The sequence below is a fragment of the Filifactor sp. genome (genome assembly GCF_057248345.1).
Genome location: NZ_DBHIIC010000032.1, coordinates 1 through 16,219, shown reverse-complemented (window position 1 = coordinate 16,219; position 16,219 = coordinate 1). Strand labels below are relative to the sequence as shown.

Annotated in this window: 12 protein-coding genes; 5 read left to right on the top strand and 7 right to left on the bottom strand. The window is 30.4% G+C overall.

Annotated features, from left to right (window positions below; translation table 11 throughout):
* The 5 genes from ACO5GE_RS06090 to ACO5GE_RS06070 form a co-directional block, all read left to right on the top strand.
* A partial coding sequence (locus ACO5GE_RS06090) for a DNA-processing protein DprA (protein ID WP_484830032.1) occupies positions 1 to 702 on the top strand: 702 nt, incomplete at its 5' end.
* Positions 703 to 1,003: 301 nt separating this feature from the next.
* On the top strand, positions 1,004 to 3,073 hold the full coding sequence (gene topA, locus ACO5GE_RS06085; protein ID WP_484830031.1) for a type I DNA topoisomerase: 2,070 nt from the start codon (positions 1,004 to 1,006) through the stop codon (positions 3,071 to 3,073).
* A gap of 181 nt (positions 3,074 to 3,254) precedes the next feature.
* Positions 3,255 to 4,037 (top strand): GTP-sensing pleiotropic transcriptional regulator CodY, encoded by a 783-nt coding sequence (gene codY, locus ACO5GE_RS06080; RefSeq protein WP_484830030.1) that lies wholly within the window; start codon positions 3,255 to 3,257, stop codon positions 4,035 to 4,037.
* Between the two features lie 201 nt (positions 4,038 to 4,238).
* Positions 4,239 to 5,507, top strand: a complete 1,269-nt coding sequence (locus tag ACO5GE_RS06075) for a replication-associated recombination protein A (RefSeq protein ID WP_484830029.1) — start codon at positions 4,239 to 4,241, stop codon at positions 5,505 to 5,507.
* Positions 5,508 to 5,526: 19 nt separating this feature from the next.
* Positions 5,527 to 6,993 carry an aminoacyl-histidine dipeptidase gene (locus tag ACO5GE_RS06070; RefSeq protein ID WP_484830028.1) on the top strand — a complete coding sequence of 489 codons (1,467 nt, stop codon included), beginning with the start codon at positions 5,527 to 5,529 and terminating at the stop codon, positions 6,991 to 6,993.
* 172 nt (positions 6,994 to 7,165) lie between these two features.
* On the opposite strand, the gene truA is transcribed toward ACO5GE_RS06070, so the two are convergent.
* The 7 genes from truA to proC form a co-directional block, all read right to left on the bottom strand.
* On the bottom strand, positions 7,166 to 7,900 hold the full coding sequence (truA, locus tag ACO5GE_RS06065; RefSeq protein ID WP_484830027.1) for a tRNA pseudouridine(38-40) synthase TruA: 735 nt from the start codon (positions 7,898 to 7,900) through the stop codon (positions 7,166 to 7,168).
* Between the two features lie 582 nt (positions 7,901 to 8,482).
* Complete coding sequence (locus tag ACO5GE_RS06060; RefSeq protein ID WP_484830033.1) at positions 8,483 to 8,821, bottom strand: DUF6608 family protein; 339 nt, start codon at positions 8,819 to 8,821, stop codon at positions 8,483 to 8,485.
* A gap of 382 nt (positions 8,822 to 9,203) precedes the next feature.
* Positions 9,204 to 11,564, bottom strand: coding sequence for an endonuclease MutS2 (locus ACO5GE_RS06055; protein WP_484830026.1), 2,361 nt, complete (start codon positions 11,562 to 11,564; stop codon positions 9,204 to 9,206).
* Positions 11,565 to 11,569: 5 nt separating this feature from the next.
* Complete coding sequence (locus ACO5GE_RS06050) at positions 11,570 to 13,867, bottom strand: peptidase U32 family protein (protein ID WP_484830025.1); 2,298 nt, start codon at positions 13,865 to 13,867, stop codon at positions 11,570 to 11,572.
* Positions 13,868 to 13,933: 66 nt separating this feature from the next.
* The gene (locus ACO5GE_RS06045) at positions 13,934 to 14,419 is read right to left on the bottom strand and encodes a cell division protein ZapA (protein WP_484830024.1); all 486 of its coding nucleotides are present in this window, start codon (positions 14,417 to 14,419) and stop codon (positions 13,934 to 13,936) included.
* A 92-nt stretch (positions 14,420 to 14,511) separates the two neighbouring features.
* Complete coding sequence (locus ACO5GE_RS06040; RefSeq protein ID WP_484830023.1) at positions 14,512 to 15,090, bottom strand: nitroreductase family protein; 579 nt, start codon at positions 15,088 to 15,090, stop codon at positions 14,512 to 14,514.
* A gap of 92 nt (positions 15,091 to 15,182) precedes the next feature.
* Positions 15,183 to 15,977, bottom strand: a complete 795-nt coding sequence (gene proC, locus ACO5GE_RS06035) for a pyrroline-5-carboxylate reductase (RefSeq protein WP_484830022.1) — start codon at positions 15,975 to 15,977, stop codon at positions 15,183 to 15,185.
* Positions 15,978 to 16,219 lie beyond the last annotated feature (242 nt).

The window sequence follows — 16,219 nt, the reverse complement described above, 5'->3', positions numbered from 1 at the left end:
TTCTTTGGCAAAATATTGGCAGAAAACGGAATCATAACAGTCAGCGGAATGGCACATGGAATAGACGGAATATCCCAAAAATCAACTGTGAACTACGGCGGAAAAACAATTGCTGTATTAGGTTCGTCACTTAACGAAAAATCTATTTATCCAAAAGCAAATCTATCTTTATACCACAGAATACTTGATAACGGAGGGTTGATTTTATCTGAATATCATCACCGTGAATCTACCCTACCTTACAAATTCGTTGCAAGAAATCGCATTATTTCTGCAATTTGCTCAGGACTTATTGTAGTAGAAGCAAACTTTAAAAGCGGAACGATGACAACGGTTGAATTTGCACTGGAACTTGGAAAAACTATATTTTCTGTTCCCGGAAACATCAATTCCTCAAATAGCAACGGTACAAATCAATTGATAAAAAACGGAGCGAAACTTGTTACTTGTCTTGAAGATATTCTTGAGGAATTTCCTAATATTGATATGTTATGTTCTAATTCATCAAAGGAATGGAATTTATCTGAATCAGAACAGAAGATCGTATCATTATTAGAAAAAAAGTCTCCAATATATATAGATGAAATTGCATATGAACTTAGACTTCAGATAAAAGAAGTTTCTTCTCTCCTTTCTATCTTGGAAATAAAAGGAGTTGTTCTTGAAATGGGAAATAATTTATATAGTTTAACTTTAATATGATTTTAATAAATTATGAATAAATAAAAAAATTTATATCTTTATTTCTATAATCGTCTTATGTTGTAAATTTTTATTTGCACTGATATTTCAATTAATTTGATTTATAAACAAACATTTTGAAAAAGTGTATTTTTTGAAAAAAAGAAGACTTTAATTCGGTTGTAATTAATTTACAAATAAATTGCACTATTGCAAAAATAACTTTTTCGTATATAATACACAATTGAAAAGAAGATAAAAAATTTTTTTGTATCATGGAATATGATATACGTTACGATTAAAATAGAGAAAGGGATTTTATATGGCAAAAAATTTAGTAATTGTAGAATCTCCTGCAAAAGCAAAAACAATTGAAAAATTTTTAGGAAAGAAAAATTATACAGTAAAAGCCTCTGTTGGCCATATTCGTGATTTACCAAAAAGCAAACTCGGTGTTGACGTGGAAAAAAACTTTGAACCTCAGTATATTACCATTCGTGGAAAAGGTGATATTGTTAAGGATTTGAAAAAAGAAGCAAAAAAAGCAGATGTTGTCTATCTTGCAACTGACCAAGATCGAGAAGGAGAAGCAATTTCATGGCATTTGGCATATTTATTGGGTTTAGATATTAACGATAATAATCGTATCACTTTTAATGAAATTACAAAAGATGCAATCAAAAAAGCAATTAAATCTCCACGAAAAATTGATTTAGACTTGGTAGATGCACAACAAGCTCGTCGTATCATTGATAGATTGGTGGGATACAAGATAAGTCCTATTCTATGGATAAAGGTCCGAAAAGGACTAAGTGCAGGAAGAGTACAAAGTGTTAGTACTAGATTAATTGTAGAAAGAGAAGAAGAAATCCGAGCTTTTAAACCTGAAGAATACTGGACTATTGATGCTACGGTAACAGGAGAAGATAAAAAAAAGGCAGTATTTAAACTAACTGAAAAAAACAATAAAAAAATTGATCTACATTCAGAAGATGAAACAAAGTTAGTATTAAATGATTTACACAAAAAAGATATGCGGATCGATAGAATTGAGTCCAAAGAAAAAAAACGTTCTGCTCCCAAACCATTTACAACGAGTTTATTACAACAGGAAGCAGGAAATAAAATTTCTTTTAGCAGTAAACGAACTATGAGTGCTGCTCAACAGCTTTATGAAGGTGTAAATGTCAAAGGAGAAGGTAGTGTTGGATTAATCACATATATCCGTACAGATTCTCAACGTATTTCAGAAGAAGCACTTACTACTTCAAAGAACTATATTGAAGAAACATTCGGAAAAAAATATTATCAAAAATATACTTCTCCGAAGAAAAAAAATTCTTCTGTTCAAGACGCTCATGAATGTATTCGACCTACATCTATTTATCGAACACCGGAATCTATCAAGGATTCTCTTACAGCAGATCAGTATAAATTGTATAAACTTATTTGGGAAAGATTTGTTGCAGCTTCTATGAGTTCAGCAATCTTTCACACGGATACTGTATCCGGTTCTATTGATGAGTACCAATTCAAAGTTTCAGGAAGTACACTAGTATTCGATGGATTTTTAAAAGTGTATTCTTATTCTAAGGCAGAGGAACAAGAAATTCCTAATTTTGTTGAAAAACAATGTTACAAAGTAAATAAACTTACAGATAAACAACACTTTACACAGCCACCTGCAAGATATACTGAAGCAACATTAATTAAAATACTAGAAGAATTAGGTATTGGTAGACCAAGTACCTACTCCCCTACAATTTCTACCATTTTACAACGAGAATATGTGAAAAAGGAAAAGAACTTTCTTGTACCTACTGAACTAGGCGAAATTGTAACCTCCATCATGAAAGAAAACTTCCAAAATATTGTAGATGTCGATTTTACTGCTGAAATGGAAAAACAACTTGACTCTGTAGAAGAAGGAAATATACCTTGGAAGTCAGTGGTAGAAAAAATCTACACTCCACTCATAGAGGATGTTTCGGTTGCTGAAGAGAATTTAGAAAAAGTTCTTTTACAAGAGAAAACCGATGAAAAATGTCCTGTATGTAATGATGTAATGGTAGTCAAGTATGGAAGATTCGGAAAGTTTATAGCCTGTAAAAATTATCCAGAATGTACCGGAACAAAACCTTATCTTGAAAAGATTGGAACACATTGTCCTAATTGTGAAGATGGGGAAGTAATTATTCGACGCAGTAAAAAAGGACGAATTTTTTATGGATGTAGTAACTTCCCAAGTTGTAATTTTGTTTCTTGGAATCGTCCTACAGGAAAAAAATGTCCAGTATGTCTGGAGAATTTAGTTGAAAAAACAACTAAAAAAGGCACACAAATTGTATGTTCGTCTAAAACGTGCTCTTATAAAGAAGAGATTAAGGGGTAGTTTTTGTCACAATTTGAGTTTATTATTTTAAGTTTTATCTAAATTATATTTTATAATTGTCAAATAATATTGAATATTCTTTTGAAACATGTTACTATAGTTTTGAATTTTTATAGTTTACATGTATTTCGAAAAATTTTATTCTTTTCTTAAAATTATATATCTATGAGGTGATTTATTTATGTCAAGTATTTTGCTACAAAAGACAAGAACAATCAATAAATTCTTACAGAGTTCAGGCAATAAACCTGTGTCTTTTTCTGTATTGAGCGATACCTTAAATGAAGTTTTAAGTTCCAATATTTACATTCTAAGTTCCAAAGGAAAAGTATTGGGATCTTCTTTTACTCATGAAGCTGATAGCTCTATCATTCTTGATGAAAGTTCCGGAGAAGAAAAGCTTCCACAGGATTATATTGACAATGTGAATAAGGCATCAGAAACGATTGCTAATTTAACTAAAGAATCATTACTATCTGTGTTTAAAGGTGATATCGGTAGTTATAATAAATATGCTACTATTGTTCCTATTATAGGTGGTGGAGATCGGTTAGGTACTCTGATTCTATCTCGTTACGACAAAGAGTTTAGTGATGATGACTTGATTTTAGCTGAGTACAGTGCTACTGTTGTAGGGATGGAAATATTGAGATCTAAAAGTGAAGAGATTCAAGAAGAAATGAGAAACGAAGCGGTCGTTCAGATGGCAATAGGAACACTTTCATATTCAGAATTAGAAGCTGTAATCCATATCTTTAATGAACTGAACGGTTCAGAAGGTTTATTGGTTGCAAGCAAAGTTGCAGATCGTGCCGGTATTACTCGTTCTGTTATTGTGAATGCACTAAGAAAATTTGAAAGTGCAGGTGTTATTGAATCGCGTTCATTAGGTATGAAAGGAACCCATATCAAAGTATTAAATGATAAACTTTTAGAAGAATTAAAAAAACACGGCATTAATTAATTCACATGATTGGAAGAGCTTATATACTTTTGTACTAAGCTCTTTTTAAGTTATATAAAACTTTCAAAGAATATTTTGAGCAATGAAATTAACATTAAAAGTGAATAAATCTCAATATAGACTTAACCATAATATCTTACTATAATAATGTTATACTTATCTCAATTCTTTTTTTATATCCCATGTATAGAAAGGTTTGTTATGAATACACCATTTGCAGAAATAGTTCGTCCCCAATCTATAGAACAAGTAGTAGGACAAAATCACATTATTGGAAAAAATAAATTAATTAACCGATTAATTGATCATAAACAAATGATAAATTTAATTTTTTACGGTCCACCCGGAACGGGAAAAACTACAGTTGCAGAAATCTTGTCAAAAAACAGTAACCTATCTTATTACAAATTAAATGCAACTTATTCAAAGACACAAGATATACGAGATATCGCTGAGAATATCAATACATTTTCTGGAATAAACGGAATTTTAATTTATATTGACGAAATTCAAAATTTTAATAAAAAACAACAACAGCTTTTATTAGAATACATTGAAAAAGGACAAATAACCCTTATTGCCAGTACTACAGAAAATCCATACCACCAAATTTATAAGTCGTTATTGAGTCGTTGTACTGTTATTGAGTTTTTTTCGTTAGATGATAAGGCAATTAGACATGGTATTCAAAATGCTCTTAATAATTTAAAAAATAATGGATATCGTATTCAATATGAGGAATCTATCATTAACATGCTTGTTGTATTTTCTTCCGGAGACTTAAGAAAAGGATTAAATACACTTGGAACAATGGTACAACTGTATAGTGAAAATAATGAACTTATTATCACAAAAGAACTTATGGAAACAGTTGCTACATCAAAAGCTTTGCTTTATGATAAAAATTCTGATGAACACTATGATTTACTGAGTGCTTTACAAAAATCTGTTCGAGGAAGTGACGTAAATGCTGCATTACATTATTTAGCACGACTTTTGGAAAGTGGTGATATCATTTCCCCTTCAAGAAGATTGCTGGTCATGGCGTCAGAAGATATTGGTATGGCATATCCTCAAGCAATTTCTATTGTAAAAAGTTGTATTGACAGCGCATTTTACCTAGGTCTTCCAGAAGCTAGACTCCCTTTAGCTCAAGCTACTATTTTATTGGCGACTTCACCAAAATCAAATTCCAGTATTGTTGCAATCGATTCTGCTATTTCTGATTTGAAAACTGTTTCAACTTATGATATTCCTTTACATCTAAAAGACAGTCATTATTCCGGTGCTGAGCATCTGAAAAGAGGAATCGGTTACCAGTATTCACATGATTTCGAATATTCTTATGTAAAACAACAATATTTACCAGACACGTTAAAAGATGCAGTATACTATCATCCCAAAAATAATAAAATGGAAAATATGATTCAAGAATATTTAATAAAAATACTGCAAAATAATAAAAAATGATACCAAAGGAGAGATTGTTATGACTATAATAAACTTCGAACCAAAAAGAGTATTTCATTATTTTGAAGAAATCTCTAAAATTCCAAGAGAATCAAACCATGAAGAGTCTATTAGTAACTATTTAGTTGAATTTGCAAAAAAACATGATTTTTCTTACACACAAGATGAGTTTTATAATGTGATTATTCGTAAACCTGGAACATTAGGATATGAAGAGTGTGCTACTGTAATGTTGCAAGGACATATGGATATGGTTTGTGAAAAGGAGGTAGATTCTACACATAACTTTGATGTTGATCCTATTGAATTGATAGTGGACGGAGATTTTATCAAAGCAAACAAAACTACATTAGGTGCAGACAATGGTATTGCGATAGCAATGATTCTTGCTATTTTAGATTCTAAAGATCTTGCACATCCAAGCTTAGAAGCTGTTTTTACAGTACAAGAAGAAACTGGACTTGTAGGCGCTACTAAGTTAGATACATCCACACTAAAATCTAAATATCTTATCAATATTGATTCTGAAGAGGAAGGTGAATTACTAACAAGTTGTTCCGGTGGTATTAGAACAAAAATATCTTTACCAGCAGAGTGGACCTTTATTGACGGAGATTATATCGTTTGTGAAGTAAGTATACGTGATTTAAAAGGTGGTCATTCCGGAATTGAAATCCAAAGAGGCAGAGGAAATTCCATTATTATGCTTGGTAGGATGTTGTATGAAATCTATAAAACAATGCCGTTGGAAATGTTTGAAATTTCTGGAGGATCAAAAATGAATGCCATTCCTCGTTCTTCACGCGCTTTAATTGCAATTAACTCTCATCACTATGAAAAATTACAACAAGAAATCTCTAAATGGAATGATGTGTTTAAAAATGAATTTCTAAATATAGAAGATAATTTCCACGTAAAAATAACAGATCCGATAGACCATAAGTGTCCTTTTGTATTTAGTGAAAAAACAAAAGATTCTTTATTAGAATTGTTAACGATAATTCCAAATGGTGTACAATCTATGAGTTTTATTGTGAAAGACTTGGTAGAATCCTCTCTTAACTTGGGTGTTTTGACATCGAGTGACCAATCAATTACATTAGAATCCTCTATTCGAAGCTCTGTTACTACAAAAAAAGAAATGTTGTTAGAAAAGCTTATCATACTTTCAAAAAATTATGGTGCTACCTTAGAAAGTTCAGGTGACTATCCTGCTTGGCCACCTCAATTACATTCTGATTTAAAAGATCTATTTCTTGAAACTTATCATGAAACATTTGATAAAGAAATGCATGCCTACGCACTCCATGCAGGGGTTGAATGTGGAATTTTTAAAGAAAAAATGCCATTTTTAGATATTGTCTCTTTCGGACCTAATATGTACGATGTACATACACCTAGAGAAAGATTATCAATTTCTTCAACAGAACGTTCTTATCATCTCCTTCTCAATATTCTAAAAAACAGTAAAAAATTAAAAAAATAAAAATAATATTTCAGTAATTTATTCAAAATAGTACCTGTATACTGATGATAAACCTGATTTATATTTAAAAAGACAACACCTTATATCGTAACTCTATTCTTTCGATACAAGGTGTTGTCTTTTTCAAATTATTATTTCTATCGTAATAATTTAATATTTTAATTAATGTTCTTTAATCATATTCCACTTTTTCCATAAACAACCCACAAGCGGGTGCTGTAGGACCGGCATTTCCTCTTTGTCCACTACTTATGATATCAATTATAGAATAATCTTTCCCTTTTCCTATCTCAATGAGTGTTCCAGCGATAATTCTTACCATATTGTACAGGAATCCGTTCCCACTGATATGAATTTCAACTATATTGTTCTCACAATTTATTTCTAAAGAATATATAATCCTAACAGTAGTTTTTACAGAAGATCCTTCACTTTGAAATGCGGCAAAGTCATGTTCTCCAATCAGAAATTTTGATTCATCTATCATTTTATGCAAATTCAAATTTTTACCAACAAAGTAAGAACGATTTTTTTCAAAGGGACTTTCTATACTATTCATATTAATACGATAACAATAAGTTTTCTTTTTCGAAGAATATCTTGCATGAAAAGAATCCTCTATATTTTTACTTTCTAAAATACGAATATCTTCCGGTAAATAATGATTGATGGCATATTTTATCTTTTCAGATGGAATATTTGTATCAATAACAAAATTTGCAACTTGCCCCAAAGCATGTACTCCACTATCCGTTCTTCCGGAACCAATTAGATTTACCTGTTTTCCAGTCACTTTATAAATCGCAGTCTCTATTTCTTCTTGTATAGATTCTCCGTTATTCTGTCTTTGCCATCCACAATAATGTGTTCCAATGTATTGTATTTTTAGTAAAATATTTTGATTCATTGTATTTTATCAGTCCTATTCCTTATTTCATAAACTCTATTTTAAAAATAATAATTTCATACTTAAAACTATAACATACTGTACAGTAAGTTTATTTTAAAAAACGCAACAAATCAATTATAATAGTTTATTTAAATAATCTATTATAAAAAATAGTTGTACTAATGTATTGAAAAATGATAAAAACATCTTATTATATTATAATCCATACCATCAATATCACTTATAAGACGCCGGTAGGAAAGAAAAAAGGCTTAGCTAATAAAAGTTATATATGGATATGCTTTGGTGTAAGTCTTGTTTTATGAACATAAAAGTCTAATTTATTGTAAATTAATATTCATGTTTTGTCGAACTTTCTAAATTACTTTATCATTATGATAATTACAGAATAAAAATATATAAATTTTTCATAAGGTAGTTTTTTTAATAATATGTTTAGTTGCACATTCATCTATTAAATCTAAAAGTGCTATATATTTTGAAGGAATTTTGAAAATAAAAGACGTTATTACTTTTCAATACTCTATTTAGAAATTATGTTTTTATTTCTATACTTAAAATAATTTTTGGTACATACAATTATTGAAGCCCCCATAACCCATAGTATAATTTTTGAAATATATCTTTATATGTAGAGCTTTCTAAAGGCTCCCTAAGTCCTGTTAACCATACATACAAAACAGTTAAAAGAAGTGTTGGAACATATAAGACCAGTACTTTATACCAATAATTATTCATCTTCAAATATTTAATAAACATATATGCAAAAACAATGATAAATACAACGATAGCCCTATCCAATTCATGCAAATTTCCATTGGGATCTGCATAATATTCGTCGAAAAGGTACAACACACTATTCAAAATGGTTGAAATTGTATATAGAATGCAATAAAGAAAAACAGCTTGTTTTAATATCTTAGATTGCAGTTTTCCTTCCTCCTATTCCTTCTATATTAAGTATTAGCGTGATAACAACAATACACTATTAAAAATAAAATCTAAATTGATTTCAATTTAAAAATAATTTTTAAAATAGTTAATTAAATCTCAAAAATAGAGTTATAAACACATATATCTTTTTTTCTTGTCAAAATTTTAATATTAATTTCTCATAATAATTATCGAGAAAATTTATAACAAGAATGTCCTCTATTGATACCAATATATTTTGTTCTCACTGTTTGAAATCATATTGTCTATATTTAAAAATAGTGTTTAGTATCAGAATTCTTTGTTATTCCAACTTCTAATCAAAAAATATTTTCAGCTCAATTTCATCATTTAAAAATAATCCTCATTAGAACTGCACAATTGTAACACCAGGGCCTCCTTCTCCGTATTTACCTGAACGATAGGATTTTATTGGAGCATATTGTTTCAAAATATCTTCCACACCTTTTTTCAAGACAAAAGTTCCCAATCCATGAATAATTGTAACTTGTGACAAACCAGATAATACTACATCATCTAAGTATTTTTCTAATTCAATTCGAGCTGTTTCCAAATCTAAACCTCTTAAATCAAGTTCTGTTTTAATATTTTTACTCTTATGTTTCAGAATTTTTCCTGCACCTGTATACTGATTTTCTTTCTTGGATTTTTTAGGTTTTTGTAAAACTTCGTACGGCAAATTCATCTTCATTGCACCTAATTGAACAAGAGCTTCTCTTTTTCTATTATCAGACTCCAGTACAAGACCTTCTTGATGAAAAGTAGATACAAATACCCTATCGCCTTTTTCAATTTGATTCAATGATTTTTCTTTATCTTCCCTTGAATATAAGAGATTTTCTTCGCAAGCTAATCCTTTCATAGTATTTTTTATTTTTTTTCTTGCTTTTTCCAGCTCCTTATTTAAATCTTCTCTCTCAAGTTGATGTTTCAAATTATAAACTTCCTTGATCTGTTCTTCTATCTCCTCTTTTGCTTTTTTTACAATTTGTTGCGCTTCTTTTTTTCCTTCTTGTATTTCTCGCTCTTTTCTATCATTTATTTTCTCTAATTGAATTTGCATTTTTTCTTCAATTAGTTGAGCTTCACGATAGATTCTTTCACTTTCCTGTCTTTCATATTCTATTTTTTTCTTTTCTTGCTCTATTTCTTTTAGCATATCTTCCATTGCAAGTTTATCTGTATGAATCCGACTTTTTGCCATTTCAATCACATGGTGTTGCAAACCTAATCGTTGCGAAATTTCAAATGCGTTCGACTTTCCAGGAAGTCCTATCATTAAGCGATAAGTTGGCGATAACGTATCAACATTGAATTCCATTGAGGCATTTTCAACTCCTTCTTCCGTCAACGCATAATGTTTCAACTCACTATAATGTGTTGTAGCAATGCAGATACAATCACGGCTTTTAATTTCTTCCAAAATTGAAATTGCCAATGCAGCGCCTTCAATTGGATCAGTTCCTGCACCTAATTCATCAAACAAGACCAAGCAATTTTTGGTTGCTGAATTCAAGATACTGACAATATGAGTCATATGAGAAGAAAAAGTAGATAAACTCTGCTCTATACTTTGCTCATCACCAATGTCTGCAAAGATGTTTTCAAAGATGCACATACTACTTCCATAATCACAAGGAAGATGCAATCCGCTTTGGTACATTAAAGCAAATAACCCCATTGTTTTTAATGTAACTGTTTTTCCACCAGTATTAGGACCGGTTATCATCAACGTTTTATATCCTTTTCCTATCAAAAGATCGGACGGCACAACTTTTTTGAAATCAATCAATGGATGTCTCGCTTGCTTTAATCGGATTTCCATTTTTGAATTGTACTCTACTGCCTCTGCTTTCATTCCGATAGAAAGTTTTCCTTTTGCAAAAATGAAATCCAACTCTGTTAAATTAGTTTCATTAACCCTGATTTCATCAGCAATTAATGCGGCTCTATCACTAAATTCTTTTAATATTCTTTGGATTTCTTGATGTTCTTCATTTTTCAAACTCTGTAATTTGTTGTTCATTTCAACAATCACCATAGGTTCAACAAATAAAGTTGCTCCTGAAGCGGAAGTATCGTGAACAATTCCGGGAACCTTGTGTTTATTTTCTAATTTGACTGGAACAACAAATCTATCTTGTCTCATTGTAACAATGCCATCCTGCAAATATTTACCTGAGGAAGTAACTATTGAGTCTAATTTTTTTCGTATAGATTCCTTCATTGAGGCCATACTTCTTCTAAGTTGTCTCAATGAACCACTGGCAGAATCGGACATTTCTTCTTCTGAGATGATAGAAGAAAAAATATCTTGTTCCAACTCTTTATCTTCCGACAACTGAATGGTATATCGCTTTAATAGGAGACTCTCCTCCCTATTGTCAAAAAATACTTTCAATTTTCTTGCAGCTCGAAGGCTACTAGCTAAACGTAGTAATTGTCCCATATCCATAGAAGAACCTAATTCTGCCCTCTTTAACGCTTCACTCATTGGATAAAAAGCTCCGATTGGCACTTTGCTACTTTGCAACAATATTCCTTGTGCCTCTGTTGTTTCTTTTTGCCATACCATTACTTTTTCTACATCACTGGAAATTTCAATTGCCTCTACTCTATCTTTTCCCAATGTAGAAACGGCGTATTCTTTCAATTGATTTATTATTTCGTAATATTCCAACACACGTAGTGTTCTTTCTTCTATCATAACCACTATCCCTCTAAATAATTTTTATAAGACTGAATGATATTTCTAACTTCAGTTTCTCCTTCATTCAAAAATTCTATTCTAAAATGTCTAAATCCACAATGATAAAACTCCTTAATATCATGTTTTAATTCTCTTGGTTCATTTAAAAATATTCTTGTTTTTCCTAATTCATCTTTCCAAATAGGAAATCTCTCTTCTTTTTGAGATACTAATTCATATTGATTGATACTGTATATATCGTTTGTTTTTGTTACATCATACTCCATAATCATCACCATTGGCGTCAGATAAATGGGAATTTCCACCTTATCTTTTTTTGAAAAAGATAAAATATCTTTCATTTGATGAGAAAAAATCCATTCTAAAGAAGGTGTAACTTGTTTTGCATTCAAACAATTTAACGAATATTTGTTGGATAAATTCAATAAATAATCTCCAACAATATCATATTTTTGATATTTCTCTATTATTCCTAATGAATTAGTAAGAATTTTTTTCCCGGTATAGTTTATTAGATCCTCCACATAGTTTAAATTTTTTTCAGTGACTACATCTGGAATAGAATAATAAATTTGCTCCTCATTAAAGCAAGATTTTGCATAATCATACAATTCCAAAGTTTCAACATATATTCTTGATATATTTTCTTTTTTTGCTGTCTCTAATTGATCTTTTGTTCTACACTTACAAGAAAGATGGTACCTTTTATTTTCTGTTTCTCCTCTTAAATTCTCTTCATCAAGCTGTTGTTTTGATATAAGATATCCATTCTTCCAATCAAACCGTATACGATGATACCTATTTTGTCTTTCTATTGACAATAATTGAATAGCCTCTCTTCTAAAACGATTCAAATCTGATTTGCTAACAAATACATTTCCAAATGATTTTAGAGAAAAATTTTGTTTTTCCAATTTATATGGAGTATCACCAAGTTTTGAAAGTTGTGTATATGCAAATTCCTCATCTACAGTGTTATTTTTTGCCTCTACGACGATCATACAGTCCGTGTAAGATACCTTGTGATGTTCTTCATCTTCTATATTTAAAACCGGTCGTTCCCCAATTTTTAGTTCTAATTGCATTATAATTGGAAATGAAAACACTTCTTTTTGATAAGATGCTTTTGCTCTTTCCATAATTTTTTTAGAATATGTTTTGTAAATTTCATCTCCTAATTTCAAATTACCTACATAATCCAACTCAATTTCCTGTCCGTTTTGTGCAGAATTTACAATTTTGTTTCCAATCAAAATTCTTCCTACTTTTTCTCCGGTAGAAAGCCCATCTCCCACTTCAATATCTTTTTCTAGCAAAATTCTTAATTTTTTTTGTTCTTTATCGTTCCGTAAAACTTTTCCTATAAAAATCCCCTTATTTTTGGGAATGAAAGGATTCACGATATTTCTGTTTTCATCATTTAACAAAAAACCTGTTGTATATTCCCTCTGAAAAATATGACGAATCTCATCTTCTTTTTGAAATCTTTCTAATAAAGAAACTCGATTTGCGTTTTGTTTCAAATCAGAATAGTGTTTAACTACAGTAGCCACATATTCAGGTCGTTTCATTCTTCCCTCAATTTTCCATGAATCAATTCCAGATTCAATTAACTGTTCTGCTTGCGTTAAAGTACTTAAATCTTTTGCACTCAATAAATAGCCTGAATCGATACAACTTCCATTTTTTTCCAAACGATATTGCATACGACAATTTTGACTACAGGAACCTCTATTACCGGAACGATTTGTCATCATTGTACTAAATAAACAATTGCCACTATAGGCTATACACAGTGCACCATGCACAAAAGTTTCTGATTCCATTCCTGTTTTTTTCTGAATTTCTTTCAATTCTTCTACAGAGTTTTCTCTACCATATACCACTCTTTCAATTCCTAATTTTTGTACGTATAGCGCATCTAAAGAATTCAGAATTGTCATTTGTGTGGAACTGTGTAAAGGCATATTTGGAAAAATAGTTTTCAATAAATGAACCATTCCTATATCTTGTATAATCAATGCGTCTACATCATTTTGATATAGAAAAGACACATATTCTAAGAAATCTTCCACTTCCGAGTCCATCACTAAAATATTAGTTGTTACATAAATTTTTACATTTCTTTCATGTGCATAAGCGATTGCTTTTTTTAATTCATCTTGATTAAAATTACCTGCATAGGCTCTTGCTCCAAAAGTTTTTCCTCCTAGATAAATTGCATTTGCCCCATTTGCTATAGCAGCATACAATGATTCCATTGTACCTGCCGGTGCTAAAATTTCTATATTTTTCTTCATTTTACTCCCCTATATGATAAAAAAAGGACTATGGTTAGTGCCATTGACCTTTTTTATTCTTGTATATCATTTTAATTTTTTGTTTAACTCCTCAATTTCAATTTGCAATTGAAACATTCTGTTTTGAAATTGATTAGATAATGCAATTGCCTCCATTAATTGTGCTTCTTTCTCTCTCATTGCATTTTCAAACTCATACTTAATTTCTTTTACGTGGCTGTTATCTTCTTGCAATTCCCCTAAATGAATATTGAGATTTTGGATATAACTTTCTTTTTGATCTAACAAGCTTTCCAATTTAATTTTGTACTCTTCTAAGGAATTACATTTTTCTTTCAACTGATCCAGCTCTTCTTTTTGTTTGCAAAGTTCATCAGTGATATTAATTGCAGTCAAAACAGCACAAGCGCTATAATTAAATTTTGGATTATTTAACAATAAATCTTCCATTTCATCATCTACCCTTGAAGCAATTTTCAAAAGATATTCTTTCGATTCTTCTCCTACAACAGTATATTCTTGATTTGCAATTTTCACTGTTACTTTATTCATTTCAAAAACCTCCAAAAACGCCATATTTGTTCTATTTTAACACATTTTTTTATTTTGAACATCTTTTATAAAAAATATGTTTATTAAAAAATTCAGTCTAAGTATTTTCCTATCAAAACTTCTTTCAAACTTCTCTTTGGAACATGATGTGTATCCTCTTCATCTCGATAATACTGGTAGTTTCCAGATCTCATATCTTCTAGTTGGACTTTTTCTAAAGGAACTCCCAAAGAAATAACCATTAAAGGAACCATATCCTCCCCCAAATCAAATAATTCTTGTAATTTCTTTTTTTCAAATGATGCAAACATACAACCACCATATCCTAATTCTGTAGCTAATAGCAAGATATTTGTTGCAGCAATCCCATGATCCCACATCGGATCTTTACGTATGTTTGTATCTAATAGTATTACAATGTATGCAGAAGGTCTCTCCCCCTCAATTGGACCATCCCAATCCGGTAATGCCGCTGCCCATCTAATATTTTGAAATAAACTATCATTCTTATCTTTTGTATTACATACAATATATTTCAGTGCTTGCATATTATTTCCACATGATGAAATTCTACCAATGTCAACCAAACGCAAAAGATCTGAACTAGAAACTTTCTTATTTTGATAGTACCTACGATAAGCACGATTATTTTTTATTAGTTCTTCTATCATATACTTCTCCTTAATACTTTTTCATTTGAACGTATAATATTTGGATGTACTGTGAAATTTTGTTGTTTTTTATTTAAATACAAAACGAAAAATTACATCTCTTTAGATTTTTTGATACAAGAAGTAATCCCTTCAATCAAAGCATTTCTAAATGAATGTTTTTCCAAAGTTGCAACAGCTTTAATAGTTGTACCTCCCGGTGAACAAACCATGTCTTTTAATTCTCCAGGATGTTTTTTTGTATCCAATACCATCTTAGCACTTCCCAGAATAGCCTGTGATGCAAAACGATAAGCAACATCTCTTTTCATCCCTGCCAAAACAGCGGCATCCGCCATAGCTTCAATCATCATAAATACATATGCTGGTGCACTTCCGCTGATTCCGACAACTACATCCATCAATGGCTCAGGAACCATTTCAAATTTTCCAAAACTCTTAAAAAGAGGAAGGATTTTTTGAAATTCTTCCTCCTCTAAATAGTCGTTCTTACAAATTCCAGTCATTCCTTCTCCAACCAGAGCAGGAGTGTTTGGCATTGTTCGGATTAATTTTATATCCTTCTCAAATGCTTTTTCCAACCATTCTATTGTTTTTCCAGGCGCTAAAGAAATAAAAATTTGACTTTCTTTTGAGTAACATTTGATTTCTGAAATTATTTCTTCATAAAACTGAGGTTTTACTGCCAAAAATATTACATCTGAGTATTCGATAACCTCTTTATTTATAGATGTTACAGATACTCCAAATTCATTTTTTGCAACGTCTAATGTTTCTTTATGCAAAGCGGAAATCGTGACATTTTCTTTTTGACAAATTCCATCTGAAATCATCCCTAAAAGGATCGCCTTGGCCATATTTCCAAATCCAATAAATCCTATTTTCATCGTTTACCTCTTTTCTATTTCACATTATCCTAAATTATAAGCAGTTTATGATATTTATTTTACATGAAATAATACTTGTTTTCAATTTATAAATATATACCTTATATTATATCTTACTATTTACATGATAAGTTCTTTACATTAAGTATAATTTGAAATAGAATGTATATATTATGTAGAAAATAATATTTGAAGTATATATAGCACTCATTTCAAAAAAATAAAACGAAAAGGAGACTATT

Bases quoted from the DNA above. Each gene is read 5' to 3' on its own strand.
- topA (WP_484830031.1), top strand. From the start codon at position 1,004: ATGGCAAAAAATTTAGTAATTGTAGAATCTCCTGCAAAAGCAAAAACA.
- codY (WP_484830030.1), top strand. From the start codon at position 3,255: ATGTCAAGTATTTTGCTACAAAAGACAAGAACAATCAATAAATTCTTA.
- ACO5GE_RS06075 (WP_484830029.1), top strand. From the start codon at position 4,239: ATGAATACACCATTTGCAGAAATAGTTCGTCCCCAATCTATAGAACAA.
- ACO5GE_RS06070 (WP_484830028.1), top strand. From the start codon at position 5,527: ATGACTATAATAAACTTCGAACCAAAAAGAGTATTTCATTATTTTGAA.
- truA (WP_484830027.1), bottom strand. From the start codon at position 7,900: ATGAATCAAAATATTTTACTAAAAATACAATACATTGGAACACATTAT.
- ACO5GE_RS06055 (WP_484830026.1), bottom strand. From the start codon at position 11,564: ATGATAGAAGAAAGAACACTACGTGTGTTGGAATATTACGAAATAATA.
- ACO5GE_RS06050 (WP_484830025.1), bottom strand. From the start codon at position 13,867: ATGAAGAAAAATATAGAAATTTTAGCACCGGCAGGTACAATGGAATCA.
- ACO5GE_RS06045 (WP_484830024.1), bottom strand. From the start codon at position 14,419: ATGAATAAAGTAACAGTGAAAATTGCAAATCAAGAATATACTGTTGTA.
- ACO5GE_RS06040 (WP_484830023.1), bottom strand. From the start codon at position 15,090: ATGATAGAAGAACTAATAAAAAATAATCGTGCTTATCGTAGGTACTAT.
- proC (WP_484830022.1), bottom strand. From the start codon at position 15,977: ATGAAAATAGGATTTATTGGATTTGGAAATATGGCCAAGGCGATCCTT.